Annotated in this window: 12 protein-coding genes; 5 read left to right on the top strand and 7 right to left on the bottom strand. The window is 38.1% G+C overall.

Going from position 1 to position 14,958, the window contains the following annotated elements; all coding sequences use genetic code 11:
• Window positions 1–4: 4 nt before the first annotated feature.
• On the top strand, window positions 5–409 hold the full coding sequence (locus D0T08_RS09075) for a cytochrome c (protein ID WP_116982305.1): 405 nt from the start codon (window positions 5–7) through the stop codon (window positions 407–409).
• Between the two features lie 139 nt (window positions 410–548).
• Here the strand turns inward: D0T08_RS09075 and lptC are convergent, their stop codons facing one another.
• The 5 genes from lptC to D0T08_RS09050 all read right to left on the bottom strand — a co-directional run bounded on the left by lptC (window position 549) and on the right by D0T08_RS09050 (window position 4,627).
• Window positions 549–1,151 (bottom strand): LPS export ABC transporter periplasmic protein LptC, encoded by a 603-nt coding sequence (lptC, locus tag D0T08_RS09070; RefSeq protein WP_116982304.1) that lies wholly within the window; start codon window positions 1,149–1,151, stop codon window positions 549–551.
• Window positions 1,152–1,156: 5 nt separating this feature from the next.
• Window positions 1,157–2,455 carry a hypothetical protein gene (locus D0T08_RS09065; RefSeq protein ID WP_116982303.1) on the bottom strand — a complete coding sequence of 433 codons (1,299 nt, stop codon included), beginning with the start codon at window positions 2,453–2,455 and terminating at the stop codon, window positions 1,157–1,159.
• Complete coding sequence (locus tag D0T08_RS09060; RefSeq protein WP_116982302.1) at window positions 2,430–3,272, bottom strand: type III pantothenate kinase; 843 nt, start codon at window positions 3,270–3,272, stop codon at window positions 2,430–2,432. The genes D0T08_RS09065 and D0T08_RS09060 overlap by 26 nt, the downstream gene beginning before the upstream one ends.
• 2 nt (window positions 3,273–3,274) lie before the next feature.
• On the bottom strand, window positions 3,275–4,066 hold the full coding sequence (locus tag D0T08_RS09055; RefSeq protein ID WP_116982301.1) for a ThiF family adenylyltransferase: 792 nt from the start codon (window positions 4,064–4,066) through the stop codon (window positions 3,275–3,277).
• Between the two features lie 216 nt (window positions 4,067–4,282).
• Window positions 4,283–4,627, bottom strand: a complete 345-nt coding sequence (locus tag D0T08_RS09050) for a hypothetical protein (RefSeq protein WP_116982300.1) — start codon at window positions 4,625–4,627, stop codon at window positions 4,283–4,285.
• A gap of 288 nt (window positions 4,628–4,915) precedes the next feature.
• On the opposite strand from D0T08_RS09050, the gene D0T08_RS09045 reads away from it, so the two are divergent.
• Both D0T08_RS09045 and D0T08_RS09040 read left to right on the top strand, forming a co-directional pair.
• On the top strand, window positions 4,916–5,914 hold the full coding sequence (locus D0T08_RS09045) for an RHS repeat protein (RefSeq protein WP_116982299.1): 999 nt from the start codon (window positions 4,916–4,918) through the stop codon (window positions 5,912–5,914).
• Window positions 5,915–5,944: 30 nt separating this feature from the next.
• The gene (locus D0T08_RS09040; RefSeq protein ID WP_116982298.1) at window positions 5,945–6,952 is read left to right on the top strand and encodes a hypothetical protein; all 1,008 of its coding nucleotides are present in this window, start codon (window positions 5,945–5,947) and stop codon (window positions 6,950–6,952) included.
• 95 nt (window positions 6,953–7,047) lie between these two features.
• Here D0T08_RS09040 and D0T08_RS09035 read toward each other — a convergent pair whose 3' ends face one another.
• A complete protein-coding gene (locus D0T08_RS09035; protein ID WP_116982297.1) occupies window positions 7,048–7,461 on the bottom strand; it encodes a DUF6157 family protein in 414 nt (137 codons plus the stop codon).
• A gap of 158 nt (window positions 7,462–7,619) precedes the next feature.
• Between D0T08_RS09035 and D0T08_RS09030 the strand changes: the two genes are divergently transcribed.
• Both D0T08_RS09030 and D0T08_RS09025 read left to right on the top strand, forming a co-directional pair.
• Entirely contained in the window at window positions 7,620–10,385 is a 2,766-nt protein-coding gene (locus tag D0T08_RS09030; protein ID WP_116982296.1) for a 3-coathanger stack domain-containing protein, read from the top strand.
• Window positions 10,386–10,456: 71 nt separating this feature from the next.
• Window positions 10,457–13,225, top strand: coding sequence for a 3-coathanger stack domain-containing protein (locus D0T08_RS09025; protein ID WP_147322738.1), 2,769 nt, complete (start codon window positions 10,457–10,459; stop codon window positions 13,223–13,225).
• A gap of 54 nt (window positions 13,226–13,279) precedes the next feature.
• Here D0T08_RS09025 and D0T08_RS09020 read toward each other — a convergent pair whose 3' ends face one another.
• Window positions 13,280–14,809 (bottom strand): SBBP repeat-containing protein, encoded by a 1,530-nt coding sequence (locus D0T08_RS09020; RefSeq protein ID WP_147322737.1) that lies wholly within the window; start codon window positions 14,807–14,809, stop codon window positions 13,280–13,282.
• Between the last annotated feature and the right edge of the window lie 149 nt (window positions 14,810–14,958).

The following is a 14,958-nucleotide window of genomic DNA, read 5'->3' as shown; positions in this document are numbered from 1 at the left end:
ATTCATGATTAAAAATCTAAAATACCTTCCTCTCCTATTTCTCCTAACCTCTTGCCAATCGGCAGAAAAGGTAAAATTAGAGCAATACTATATTGGTGGAAAAGAAATCTTTGAAACAAACTGCGCCAACTGCCACCAGAAAGACGGAAAAGGGCTACAAAATCTCTACCCACCTATCGCAGGGAGTGATTATCTAAAAGACAAATCAGCAGTAATTCTGGCCATTAAAAACGGTTTGGTGGGTGAAATCAAAGTTAATGGAAAGACTTATAACCAACCGATGCCAGCCAACAGCCACCTGCAAAACTTAGACATTGCTGAGGTGGTTACTTATATCTATAACGAATGGGGGAATGAACAGAAGATTACAACTGTAGAAGAGGTGGAGAAGGTGCTGAATAAAAAGTAAACTGGTTATTACATAAAATTAAGTGTATAGTAGAATAAAAATCTGATAATTAGCAACGATTAATTTATTCACTAATTCTCCATTTGCAATTCACGATTAATCACTCATTCACACAATCACTAACTCACCGCGCGGCCGCTCAATTACTAGTGGTATCTACTTCAGCTTCATTGCTCGTAGCCAATGAGTCGATAGCAAAGGCACCTTTGCCATTGCGGATAGTGAAGTGCGTAAAATCCTGATCAGCTTCCATACCTACCCCGTGTATCTCATCAAATTTGGTTTTGATAATGAATGCATGATCGGTATAGACTTTTTTCTTGACTGAGCTCCAGTTGAGCAGGTCTGTAGAAAGGCTTTGTTGTTGCAGACGATTATAAAAGAACACATTCCCCATTACCCGATACAACCCCTCATTTTTAAAAAAACGTCCCGAATCTCCCCTTAAAGAAGAATATTCAACGCCATTTTTATCAAAAAAAGTAACATATACCGTCTTCGGATAAATCTCGTCTTCGTTCTGTAGTTTTATTTGTTGGGCGGTGGTAACCCGTATCGTAGTCTTGCCTGAGTCGCTCATCATCAACGCCAGATTATCAGTTACCATCAGCGGCCCGTTATACTTTTGTGGCGGCCCTGTTTTCTTCTTATCCTCGCACGAGATAAGTAATACATTGCCGAGTACAAGCAAGCAGAGAATCAGATTTCTGATACTGAATGAAGACATACTTTTGATAGCCATAGCTATTAATCAACTCTAGGTTTAATGAACCAGCGGGTGTCAACCAGTGAAAATCCTAAAGAAACCTTGAAATAGTTTTCCTTTATCAATCCATTGCCTGTTACTCCTCTGGTACCTATAGCGAAACCCCAATCAATATAACTTAAGTTCCTGAAACCCAAGGGTGTAGATAATCCGAGGGTGAAACTTCTGTCCATTACCTGAGTAGAGTTTATCAGATATGGCGTCTTGATTTGCTGGAAGCCAATACGATAAAATACCTGATCGAAATAAGCAGTTGAAGTAACTTTAGGCAGAAACTCTACCCCTATTGATATTTTCTCACTTCCGGTTAGATTACTTTCGGCTCTACCCTGAAAATTGCGGTATTGCGCCCAGTCCTGCTTACTGTATTCTGCAGCAAAAATCCACTTTAACGGGCTTTCAAGACTGATTCCTAAAGTATATGACGACGGTAAAGTCAATCCACCTGTTCCCATACTTAAAGTATCAGGTTTTTTCAGAATCGTCGGACCATTTTGGCCTTCTATCAAAGTAGTTAAGCTGCGTAACTGGCTACCTTTCAGTTTGCTTTGTAATTCATAGGTACCGCCAACATTCAGAAACCATTTTTTGCTTATCTTCTGATTCCAGGTAAATCCGGTTTTCAGACCGAAACCATTCGCATTAATACGGTCTCTATATTGCAGGTAATAATCCTCCCCATCATTCAGCAATAATCTCGAAGTAGTATCACGGCTTACACTACCAAAATAATAATATCCTTCAGCACCCACATACAACGATTTCCCGATCATGTGCCCACTGCCTACCGAAGCTTTTGAAAAACCACCCTGACCTTTATAAATGTATTGTACTGTATTGGTTGTTCCCTGAATAGGTGCGGTATAACGTGCTTCGTGTTCTACACTTGAATGTGGTCTTAAACCTATCGACATCGTCCATTTAGGCTTTAACGGAAAAGCCATCATTATATGGCTTAAGTTAGCACCGAAATCAGTTTGCGAATTAGTACCATCCGAAATCGTTCTGTATTGCCCACGTATCCCTGTATTGAAAGCCACAAAACGGGTTTTCACTAACATGGCAGGATTAAGGGTGTTTACATATATACCATTGCCGAAAGTTAAACCCGTACCACCCATGGCATCGCTGGCAATTGCCCCCGGAGAGTTAATATCGCCGATGCCTAAAGCAGAATAAGGCGAATTACCTGTCAGTCTGGATTCTTTTTGAGCGTAAGTATCAGTAAGTACGAAAGTGCAAACGAGAAAAAAATTAAGGAGTAGTAAGTTTTTCAACATTGTATCTTAAAATTCGGTTTAGCCCGATCAGGACTAAATTTGGTATCAATTCAATTTTTGTATGAGCTGTCAGCGTGTTTTCCAGGGAGCCAATCTCAAATGAGCCCGCAAAGTTCGACTTTTTTATTTGACTTTCAAAGAAAGAAGCATCTCCACCACACAAGATTACCTGACATTTACCCAATTTTCTGTAATTTTCTATCATTCCGTGTACTTCGGCAATGATTCCGTTCACTACACCACTTTGTATACAGGCTCTGGTATTCTTACCAATCAGAGGTGGAGCCTCACCGGGTGGAATCCCCTCAGTGTCTACTAAAGGCAATCTTTTTGTAAACGTATGCAACGACTCAAATCGTATCCGCATACCTGGAGAAATTATCCCCCCTCTGAACGCTCCTTTCGGCTTTTCTCCACTTATATACACATCTTTGTTATCAATAGACACATAGTCATATTTAATGGCTGTACCCATGTCTATAATCAGACAATGAGTATCAGGATACAGAAAATTAGCGCCTACAGCCGCTGCCAGTCTATCCGACCCTAAAGTCAGTGGGGTTTCATAATCTTTCTCAATCGGTAAGGCGGTCGATGGGTTCAGAATCAGCTTATCGAACGTAACTTCTTCAAAGATAGCTTCTAATTCCTGTTGATTTTTCGTAACCGACGAAATCAGGGCTTTTTTAACTTTTTTTAACGTGAGGAAATCGTCTAAGGCATCAATCTCCAGACCTGTGCTGACTTCTATCAGTTCATCGCCTTTAAAAAGGCCAACTTTGGCAAAAGTATTTCCGATGTCAACTACTCCAAACATGGCTATTCCTCCGTTTTTTTGATGCCCTCTTTTTTAGATTTCTTCCGGATTTTCTTCGGGCGTTTCACCATGTCAATCGGATACCCCAACAATTCCCTGATAACTACAGACGCACAAACTCCGCCAAAGGCTGCAGGGATATACGAAATGGTGCCATAGGCCGAACGCTTAAAATTACTGCCATCAGTCAGTATCAACGAATTACGTTTCACGGCTTCAGTTGAAAAAACTGCTTTAATACCATAATTCACTGCCATTTTCTTAATGCGTTTGCGTACATACTGCGCAAACAGACATTCGTAAGTATCATATAAATCGGCCACTACCAATTTGGTTGGGTCTAGTTTCCCGCCTGCGCCCATCGAGCTCACAATTTTCTGTTGCTGCTCGTAGGCCGTTGATAGTAAAGTCAGCTTAGGCGTAATGCTATCAATACAATCCATCACATAATCATATTTTACGGTCAGAATCTCACGGCATTTTTCAGGTGTCAGAAACTCCTTTACTACATGCAGTTTCAATTCCGGGTTAATAGCCATCAGACGCTCGGCCATAATATCAGCTTTCGATACCCCATGATTGGTAGCAAGGGCAGGTAATTGTCGGTTTCGGTTGCTTGGATCAACTACATCGCCGTCAACGATAGTCATTTCACCTATACCTGCGCGGCAGATAAATTCGGCTGCGAACGAGCCTACACCGCCTAAGCCAACAACCAATACGTGAGCACTTTGTAAAGCATCAATTCCTTCTTTTCCGACCAACAACTCGGAACGAGACAACCAGGCAGGCATATTCTTTAAAGAGTAGTAAGGTTTAATAATCTTCAAAGGTAAGCAGAAATGAATAATGTATCACGATTTTTCAAATCGTGGTGGGCTTAACATCTCCTTAGCCGTGACTCTGATAATCTTTAACCCATCACGGCCCTCATCCAAAAAGGTAGCCACCGTAGAGGCTACCTTTCTGACGCAGATTCAGTAGCTCTTACTGGCAAAACATCGCTACCCCTATTCAAAAAGGTTTCGTCCATAGTAACTAAAAAATTTGTTTTTTTGTCGGCATTTTAATTCCGTGTGTAACCACCTGCTGGTAAGGATCCCAACCGCTCTTATATAAAGGTTTCCTGCTACTTTCATATCGGCCATTAATTTGCCTCTTCTGACAGACTCCCCAAAACCCTGGTATTTCTTCATCCATTTCTTTATGGTTGCGGGACACACCCCGAAAAACTCAGCGAGAGTTTCATTGGTTGCCCCTAATAAACAGTAATTGTAGGCTTGCTCTTCGTACTCCGGTATATAGACGGTTATGCCTCTACCACCTGCATTGACATTTCTTTTCTCTTCCTCCATTGCATTAGTCGTTATGTGAATAACACCCAAGACTAGGTGTCCCCGACCGGGCTTTCCTTAAATTTCCGGCTTAACATTCTGTTTTCAAAGCATTCAGGCAGGTTTCTGGTAGAATCAGACTATAGACGTAATCTCCACGCAGGTTGATTCATCCCGGAAACGGCTGCTGTGTACCCATAGGTTTGATTTGAGCAATTTTTCAGAATCAGACATTTTATTATTTTTGTACCTTGATTACTCTCAATACCTCACTTAATGCTTTGTATCTGACTAAAACAGTTCTTCAAAATGAATAAAATTATTACCACCTTAGTTCTGGCAGGATTGGTTTTTGCCTGTAAACCGAAATCGGAGGATATAAGACCCCAAGAAGAAACCGCCTGTAGAAAATTATCTTATAAAGATATAATTGGTAGTACAGTAATGATAAGCGAAAATTACGTATACGATATTACAGGTAAACTGATTGAATTTAATCGTTTAGGCAAAACTATCAGATATACGTACGATACCCAAGGGAACCTGCTAAAAACTACTGAATATACACAGAACCTGAATGGGGAGGTAAAATTGTCAGAAATAGAAAATACCTACAATGCCACTAATCAGCTTGTGAAGCAAATAACTCATGTTTATAACTATCAAAGCATGTTCGATAAAGAGACTGAGGTTCTTTATGAGTACCATGCCAACGGCAAGATGAAGAAGAAGACCACCACTAATCTGACACTTCCTGTACCTGACAGTATTGTTGACTATAACGAGAAAGGCAAAGAAATTTTAATTCAATATAGGAGCGGACAATACTTGAAAACGGAATATAATGGAGCCGATTTGATTGTTAAACAAACAGGGTACTATCCTAGCAATAATCAGACAACAGAAGTAATTCATGAATATAACACCCAGAATCTTGAGGTTAAATATACTATATCTATCAATGGCGTACGCGATAGTTATATGACTTACGAATATAATGCCAAGGGCAAGTTAATTATGCAGATTCAGTATAATGGTGACAGTACTATTGGCAGGAAATATATTATCGAATATACAGGAGAGAATTATAAAATTAGTACCTATAATGGACCGAGCCAGCTTTTAGGTTATGAAATTAATGAAATACAGAATGGTTTATTAATGAAATGGAGTGCTTATCAGAATAATAAGCTGGTGTATTATATGACTTACGCGTATGATAGTCATAAAAACCTGATTGAACTGACAACATTTAATAATAATTCAGCAATGACTGAGCGTCAGGAATGGATTTATCAGTGTGATTAAAACAACTCTACTAGAACAGTTCCTCAAAAAATGAATAAAATTATTACCACCCTATTTCTGGCAGTATTTGTTTTTGCCTGCAAACCGAAATCTGCGGACATCCAACCAATAGCAGAGATTGCCTGTAAAAAGTTATCTTATACTTACCTCAACGCAAGAACCAATGAAACCTTGGCTAATGAGACTTATTTATATGATAAAACGGGTCAACTGATTGAATTCAAAACGCCGTTCAGTACTATTAAGTACGAGTATGATGCGAAAGGTAATCTGTTGAAAGCTATTGGATATTCAAAGTATCAGGGCTCGGATATAAAATGGTCAGAAACAGACTATACCTATAATGCCAACAATCAGGTAATCAGACAGGTGTCAAATGTGCTTAATCAACCGGGAGGGGTATTCAATAAAGAGCAAGAGCTTATTTATGAATACTATGCCAATGGAAAAATGAAGAAAAAGACATGGTTTTTTTATGATTTTAGCAAACCCTACTACTTTGCTGATTATAATGAGAAAGGTTATGAAATTTTATCTCATTTTGATGGGAAGCCTTATAGAAAGACAGAATACAATGAAGCAAATTTACCTTATAAACAAATACAGTACAATCTTGATAACAGCAATACAGTAGTAGATCTATATGAGTATAATTCTCAGAGTATGGTAACCAAATCATCCCAATTTGTCAATGGCGTGCTTGACATTTATTCTACCAATGAATATAATTCTAAAGGCCAGCAACTTAATGGGATGCAATATAAAGGTGATGGCACACTAATGTCGAAGTCAATCCTTGAATATACAGGTGAGAGTTATAAAATCAGTAATTATAATGGTCAGAATATACTGACAGGCTATTCAATAGTTGAAGTGCAGAATGGGCTGATTATGAAAAGAACTTCTTATCGGGATAATAAATTATCGTATTACACAGTCTACGTTTATGATGGCCATAAGAACATGATTAAGGAGGAATCATTTGATGATAAGTCAGCATTGACCCGTCGTGCAGAATGGACTTATCAATGTGATTAATAACTACTTTTAGAGTAACTGCAATTGTCGCTTTAGCTTGTCTGGTTCTGAACTCAATTTGTGTAAAGCTGTTTCAGAACCAGAGATAAGCATTCTCACCTACTAGACCTCATCGCCTTCACCACTTTCAGGCTTTTGTCATTCACAAACTTTTCATACTCCGGCGAGTCGCTGGCATATAAGGCAATTTTACCTTCATGGTTACTATGCAAACCCCAACCATATCTTTTGGTTAGTGGTGAGGCTCGCAGACAGGCTTGTCCTTTTGAAAAAAACTGTTTTCTGGCTTCGGCGTATTCTGACTCTGTCAAATCATTTTTATCAGCAAAAACCTGAAACAAAACATCGTCAGAAGTATATTTGTATGGATTCTTACTAATCATTTCAAACTGCATATTGGCTACGGTTTTGTTATCACCTTTTATGGGAGGTACTTCTCCATTAGCAACCGGACAATCATCAGCAATTTCTATGAATATATCATAATAGTTTGCAGTATGGGTTTTCATTAGCTTGTGGTTTTATGTTTTTTCAAATTTAATACAATTTCCATTTTCACAAGTTTATTTACTGGCGCTTTCATTAATATTCTTCTATACGTATATTTACTTGCCTCTTTCCAAAATTCTTATTTATTTCAAGACTTGAACCTGACATAACCTCTGTGATGAGAAAAGTACTGCTGCTACTATTATTTTCTAATGCCTTGGTGGCACAACCAAGCTTCCATTTTGACCTGCTGAAGGATATTAATACCCAAACCAATGATTCAAGAATTATATCTATTCAAAATGCAGGAGACAAAGCCATTGTTTTTCAGGCTGATAGAAATTATAATGATGAAACCTATAAACTGAGGCTCTGGAAATATAATGGACTCAAGATGGAGAACTTCGCTTCGTCCGACCTTTTTGGTAAATACTCAAGCTTCACCAGATTTATTTCAATTGATGATTATCTATTCTTTTATGGCACTGCTAACGATGGATCAGCCAATAATGGTCTATATGTAGCTCATTTAAACTCACCTCATATAAAAAAAGTGGCTAGTGCCAGACAACTGGGTGATATAGTTAAATTTGATAATAAAATTTACTACACTGCCGGAACTGATTACAGTAGCGGAAAACTTTTCTATTATAATGAAATCACAAACGAAAGTGTTGAGATTCAGGGAGGTACCCAGAGTTTTAAGAATCCAACCTACCTGCAAATAATAAATAACCAGTTATTTTTTACTGCACTGGCAGCAGACCAATATAATAGGAACGAACTATGGGTTTCTGATGGTACCAGTGCTGGTACTCGTAAAGTAAAAGAGGAAGGAGTAACGGGCTCAATCTACGACAACAAGACCAGGCTAGGCAATCGGATTATATATGAGGGCTATAATAATAGTGGGGTTTATTTATTTATATCTGACGGAACCGAGGCTGGGACGTATGCCTTTAGAAATGTCCTAAGCTTTGATAACTCCCCTAGTCCCTCAGTTATAATTAATGACCTTTATTCATTTGGAGATAAGGTCCTGATTTTATTAACCAACCGTCAAGAGACCCAGATATGGATAACAGACGGTACCGATGCCAATACTAAATTCATGGATACCTACAGAGGTCTGGGCCTCTTAGATAACGGCCAATTAGCTATCAGAGACGGATTTATATATTATACTAATTGGGCAGGAGAATTGATAAAAACCAATGGCACTACCAGAACAGTAATAGGAAACGGTTTCCCGCAAGATACCCGAATGGTATATAATTCCCACGATAATTGTCTTTATTATCTTTTGTCCGGAAAAATCTATAAAACTGATGGGCTGAGCATTACAATGGTAACAGATAAAATGACGTCGGTATCAGAGCCAATTCTGTATACCCTTAGTGCCAATAAAATTATCGCCTGTTTCAATCCTTCAAATAGCAGTAAATATGGTAAGGAGTTATACACCGTTACAGAGGATAGCATAAAAATTGTAAAAGACCTGGATTCTACTACTAAGGGTACGAGAACTGAGTTTTTACTGAATGCTCAAGGGAAATCTTATTTTCTAGCCTACGACAACCTGGACAGTACTTACAGGAAAGTTTTTGAAACTGATGGTACGGCCGAAGGAACCAGAGGTGCAGAAATAGGAGACCTGGGATATTATTATAATTTCATTGCCTTCAAGAATAATCTATACTTATTAAGGAATAATCAGGTTCGAAAAATCGACTTCGCCACCGGTACATATCAGGTTATTACCAGTTATTCCGGCTCTTTAACTACACAAAAGACTGTACAAACTAATAATAAGTTCTATTTTTTAACTTCAGATAATTCGATTTACGGCGGACAATTATGGGAATCTGATGGTACTGCCGAAGGCACAATTCCGATAAGGGAATTCAATCAATCTGATAGGTATATGGGCATTGCTGTGTATAATCAGCAGCTGTACATTTTCAATGGCACCAATACCGGTACAAAAATCTTGAAATATACAAGTGGCATTTCTTCGCCTACGCTCGTAAAAAGCATTAATATTTATGGAATAATGCGTACATATGCCAACTTTCGTGGCAAATTAGCGTTTATCGCCAGTATTTCAGGCGGAGTAGAACTCTGGACAACCGATGGGACAGAAGCTGGAACAAACCGACATTATTATCTGCCATTTTCGTCCAATTCAAATCTGGAAAAAATATACTTCACCAATAGCCACTATTATTATTCTGATTATACCTTTAGTGATGGAAAAATCAAAGTTTATAAATCAGACGGAACAACTGCCGGGACAGTGGCGATTTTTGATGTATCAAACGCTACTTCTGATATAAAGGATTTTTGCCAATGCAACAACGAAGTCTTTTTTGGATTAAATCAGGAGGAATACTATGGAAAATCGTTTTTGTATAAACATAACCCTGTCAATAATACTACTACCCAGATACGCGAAACTGAGGAAATTGTACCAACTAATGTCTACAAAAACTTCTACTGTGCTAATCAACAACTATTTTTTACGACCTATGGTGGTGGATGGCGGGAAGATAAGAAAAAGCTTTATACAAGCGATGGCACTCAGACAGGAACCAAATCTATTCTCTTATTGGAAAAAAAACAGGAAGATGAGTATTATAGAGACGGAGTTTTGTACCCACTAAACGACGATGAGTTGTTGATGAAAACAGATGATAGATTTTATGGTGTGGAATGGTTTACCCTAAGAAAATGTGATAACCCCACAAACCTGACCGGTACTACCGCAGACTCAAAAATACAGAGTTCATCGACATTTTTAGAATCATCCGAAAAATTAACGGGTGATGGCAGAGTTTATTATTTTGCACCCAAAAGTATCACACTCAAGGCAGGCTTTAGCGTAGATAATAGTAGTGTGTTCAGAGCAGAAATCAGTAACAGGCCTTGTTCATTCAGGCAGTGATACAAGCAATTTCTTGTCATTTTATGAATTTCTTATTTATTTCAAGTAAAAATCTGAAACAAAGCTTTGTGATGAAAAAAGTACTACTGCTACTTTTGTTTGCTAATGCCCTCATGGCACAACCAAGCTATCATTTCGATCTCCTGAAAGATATTAATACCACTACTAATGATGCTAATATAAAATTCATTAAGAATGTGGGTAACAAGATTGTTATTTTTCAACAGGATAAAGATTATATTACTAATACATACAAGCTGAGAATCTGGAGTTATGATGGTACAACACTGAAAAACTTTGCTTCAATGGGCCTTTCTCACGATAATGCAGGCTTTACAAAGTGTACAATCATTGATAATTATATATTCTTTCATATAGACAATGAGCACCCTTTTGCCTTATATGTTGTAAAGTTAGACTCTCCGGATATAAGGAAAGTGATAAACGCATCATACCCTCCGAAAATAGTTAAAACCGGCACCAGAATTTATTATTCAGATCATATGAGTGGAGTTTATTATTACAATGAACTTACCAATGAAAGCACAAAGATTCAGCCGGAAAATGTTGAGTTTTTTAGCCCTGGTATTACCGAAGCAACAGGTGGTCTTATCTATTTCAATGCATTAGACTATGATTATCCTCCCTACATATTATATACATGGGTTTCGGATGGCACTCCTGAGGGAACGCACAAATTAAAAGACGCTACTCAGCAAACCATTTTAGGCAAAAATATGCGCAAATTTGGGAACCGGGTAATCTTTAAGGCTTATGAGTCTTTATACATTTCAGACGGAACACAGGCAGGTACTTATCCATTCATTAGCTTAAGCAATTTTAAATCTAATCCCACTGATCAGGTTAGCATATCCGAAATTTTTGGTTTAGGCAATAAAGCCTTTCTCTTAATCAGGGTGAATGCTAACTATCAGCTTTGGGTTACAGATGGAACGGCAGCCAATACCAGATTTGTTACTTTTTCGGGAGGCTTTTTTTATGATGCAGATTTAGGAGTAGTGTCAAAAGATGAATTTGTATTTATTACTAACGATAACTATCAGTTATTGAAGACAGATGGTAATACGGTAAAGAAATTATCAGAGCTTTCATTCTATTATGAATATGAGGGCACTCCGAGACTGATAAAAAACCCCTTTGATAATAGTCTGTATTTTAATATTGCTACAAAATTTTATAAAACAGATGGTACAACTGAAGGAACACAATTTATTACTGATAAACTCGCTTACGCTCAAGATTCCAGAGGCAGAATACCCTTTGGTATGACAAACAACAGGATTTTCGCCTACGGCATACCTAAAAACAATAACAGGTTTGGCCGTGAGATTTACGAAGTGAATGCAGATACCATAAAAATTGTAAAAGATCTGGACTCCACTACCAAATCTGCCGAACCGCTATTCCTGCTGAATGCCAATGGAAAGTCTTATTTTACAGCAAATGATGGAGGACCTGCTTACCTCAGTTTTTTTGAGACAGATGGAACTCCTGAGGGTACAAAAAAAATTGAAGTTGGAAATTTAGGCTCTTCCTACCGTTTTTTTGTCTTGAACAAAGATTTATTCCTGCTAAGTGGCAATCAGCTAAAAAAAATAAATACTTCTACCAATACTTCAGACGAGATTAAGACTTTCTCAAATAATGTAAATTTACTCAATCCTGTTCAACGGAATAACAAGGCCTATTTCGTGGTGGGGGGAGCTGGCTCCGGAGAAATATGGGTTACTGATGGCACAAATGCCGGGACTGTCAAGCTCAGCACATTTGACGTATCAGATACTTTTATATATGCTGCAGTTCATAACCAGCAACTTTATTTCTTTACCAAATCAGTGAATACGCCAAATACGCTCAGCATATGGAAACTCACCAATGATGCTACCCCTCCAGTTCTTTTAAAAACTTTCAATGGCTCAAGCATAAAAACCACTTATTCAAACTTTCGAAACAAACTGGCTTTTCTGATTGATGCAACTGACAGTATGGAACTCTGGGTAACAGATGGTACATCAGGGGGTACAAGCTTTCAAAAATCATTTCCCCCCAGAAGTAATCTTGCTCTGAAAAACTTTTATTTTACCACGAGTTTTATCTATTATTCCGAATATACACCCTATACAGACAAAAGAGCTAAAGTCTGGAGAACAGATGGGACATCTTCGGGCACTACATTAATTGCAGATTTAACAGACGTCTCTAATGATATATATGAATTTTGCGAGTGCAATAATGCAGTTTTTTTTAACGTAGATAAAATTACAAACTCATCTACTTATTTATATAAACAAGATAATACCAACAACACAAGCTCTGTTTTAAATAGGGTGGGATCACCATTTGATTTTCGAAGAACCTTATATTGCCTTAAAAATCAATTGTATTTTTTTGGATATGGCAATCAGACCCGGACAATCTATGATAAATATTTCCTCTATACTAGCGATGGCACATCTGCCGGTACCAAAGATGCTTTTTTAATAGACCCCAGGCAATATTATACCTCTGGTGATTTTCCTGCTTTTTTTTATCCATTAAATGACCAAGAGCTACTTGCCAACTTCAATGATACATTTTATAATTCAGAATTGTTCACATTCAGGCGATGCGATAACCCCACAAACCTGACCGGTACTACCGCAGACTCAAAAATCCAGAGTTCAGCCACTTTTATAGAATCTTCTGAAAAATTAACTGGTGATGGCAGGGTCTACTATTTTGCCCCAAAAAGTATTACCCTTAAAGCAGGCTTCAGTGTAGATAATACGAGTGTATTCAGAGCCGAAATCAAAAACCGGCCCTGCACACTCAGGCAATAATAAGTTTCGTCATGAACCAGGTTGGTATAAATCTATTTCAGGACAAAATTTACATTATTCCTTTACCCTCGCCACAAAAATATCAGTATATCCACTACTTGTAAAAGTTTTTGAACCAAAAGTAGCGTTCGTATAAAACATACCAGTCAGGTAGATATTTCCATTAGTATCTACACCCAGCCCAAACACCTTATCTGAACCTGTACCACCCATTTTCTGAACCCATTGAAATGTCAGGCTACCGCTATATTTGGCAATAAATATTTCTCCACTTCCCGAACTCATGAGATTAATCGGTCCAAAATTGGTAGTATTATAAAACTCTCCGGTTAGGTAAACATTTTTGTTGGTATCAACCCTTACTTTTCTTGCCTCCTCAGCATTCGGCCCACCGGCTACTTCGTAACTATGTACATCGCCGTTATCTGTATATCTTACCAGAAAAACATCTTTATCTCCTTTACTTGTAGCACTTGAACCTCCAAAAGTTAAAGAATTTTCAAAAGTTCCAAATACATAGATATAATTTGCATTATCTATAGTAATACTATTTCCCTCATCATCACCGGTACCACCACCTTGTCTGGCCCACTGAAAAATACCGTTAGCTGCATACTTCGCAACAAAAATATCATTGCCACCATAACTATTAAAACTGGTATTGCCAATGGTAGTTGAACCTACAAAATAGCCTGTTATGTACGAATTTCCGTATTCATCAACAGTTACACCACTCGCAGAATCGTCATTGGTGCCTCCAGCTCTCCTTACCCAAACTGCACCACCACTGCTATTATATTTAGCCAGAAATATGTCTTTTTTACCCGCGCTGATAATCGCACCACCCGAAAAGGGAGATGTTTCATAAAAGTATCCCGTCATAAATATATTACCATCATTATCAAATGTCAGTCCTGTAATACTCTCTGTATCACTGCCACCTTCTTTTTTCATCCATTGTAATTCCCCATTAGTATTATACTTAGCCAGAAAAATATCAAAATAGCCTGCAGGATTAATAATATAATTATCAAAAGTAATAGGATAATTAAAGTTGCCTGCTATAATTACATTTCCGTCTGCATCAACAGCCATATCAGATGGTGTGTCTCCAACTATCCCACCACCCTTTTTTACCCACACTAATGCACCTGCTTGTGAATATTTGGCAACAAAAACATCAGTACCCCCACTACTGGTCAAAGAAATACCACCGAAATCGACTGTATTGCTAAAGTTGCCTGACAGATATACATTGCCAGCCGCGTCTGTTCCAATGTTGGTACCTCTATCTTCCCCATTTCCTCCCTCTTTCCAGCCGGTAACAGCTGGCATATTCATATCCTGGTCGCTGATGAGTCTTACCCATTTACTGCCATTATACAAACGCAGGCAATTGAATGTAATGTCGTAGGCTGTGTCGCCCCCTTGCGGTGAGGGTAACGCCAGAATAGCTTCATACGCTAATCTGGGTAAAGAACTATTATTATTCGGGGTGATTCCGCCTGGTAGAATGGTTACATGTTGTGCCTTGGTCGTAAAAGCAAAAAGGCTGAAGCAACAGAAAAAAAGTACTGGTTTCATGGCAAAAAAAGAAAGTTTTAATAGAAATAATGCGCAAAAGTAAAAGGCTATAGAGGTGGCTGCCAAGCGAAAATTTTTAATTTTATAATACGGCAAAAAATTATTAGTCGGAGCAAACGATGACTTTTAGAAGACTATTAGCCCTATAA

This window comes from Emticicia sp. C21 (assembly GCF_003418935.1).
In the GTDB taxonomy this organism is placed as follows: domain Bacteria; phylum Bacteroidota; class Bacteroidia; order Cytophagales; family Spirosomataceae; genus Emticicia.
This window is presented reverse-complemented; position numbering and strand designations above follow the sequence as displayed.

Excerpts from the sequence above, each read along its gene's own strand:
- D0T08_RS09075 (WP_116982305.1), top strand. The coding sequence starts at position 5 with ATGATTAAAAATCTAAAATACCTTCCTCTCCTATTTCTCCTAACCTCT.
- lptC (WP_116982304.1), bottom strand. The coding sequence starts at position 1,151 with ATGGCTATCAAAAGTATGTCTTCATTCAGTATCAGAAATCTGATTCTC.
- D0T08_RS09065 (WP_116982303.1), bottom strand. The coding sequence starts at position 2,455 with ATGTTGAAAAACTTACTACTCCTTAATTTTTTTCTCGTTTGCACTTTC.
- D0T08_RS09060 (WP_116982302.1), bottom strand. The coding sequence starts at position 3,272 with ATGTTTGGAGTAGTTGACATCGGAAATACTTTTGCCAAAGTTGGCCTT.
- D0T08_RS09055 (WP_116982301.1), bottom strand. The coding sequence starts at position 4,066 with ATGCCTGCCTGGTTGTCTCGTTCCGAGTTGTTGGTCGGAAAAGAAGGA.
- D0T08_RS09050 (WP_116982300.1), bottom strand. The coding sequence starts at position 4,627 with ATGGAGGAAGAGAAAAGAAATGTCAATGCAGGTGGTAGAGGCATAACC.
- D0T08_RS09045 (WP_116982299.1), top strand. The coding sequence starts at position 4,916 with ATGAATAAAATTATTACCACCTTAGTTCTGGCAGGATTGGTTTTTGCC.
- D0T08_RS09040 (WP_116982298.1), top strand. The coding sequence starts at position 5,945 with ATGAATAAAATTATTACCACCCTATTTCTGGCAGTATTTGTTTTTGCC.
- D0T08_RS09035 (WP_116982297.1), bottom strand. The coding sequence starts at position 7,461 with ATGAAAACCCATACTGCAAACTATTATGATATATTCATAGAAATTGCT.
- D0T08_RS09030 (WP_116982296.1), top strand. The coding sequence starts at position 7,620 with ATGAGAAAAGTACTGCTGCTACTATTATTTTCTAATGCCTTGGTGGCA.
- D0T08_RS09025 (WP_147322738.1), top strand. The coding sequence starts at position 10,457 with ATGAAAAAAGTACTACTGCTACTTTTGTTTGCTAATGCCCTCATGGCA.
- D0T08_RS09020 (WP_147322737.1), bottom strand. The coding sequence starts at position 14,809 with ATGAAACCAGTACTTTTTTTCTGTTGCTTCAGCCTTTTTGCTTTTACG.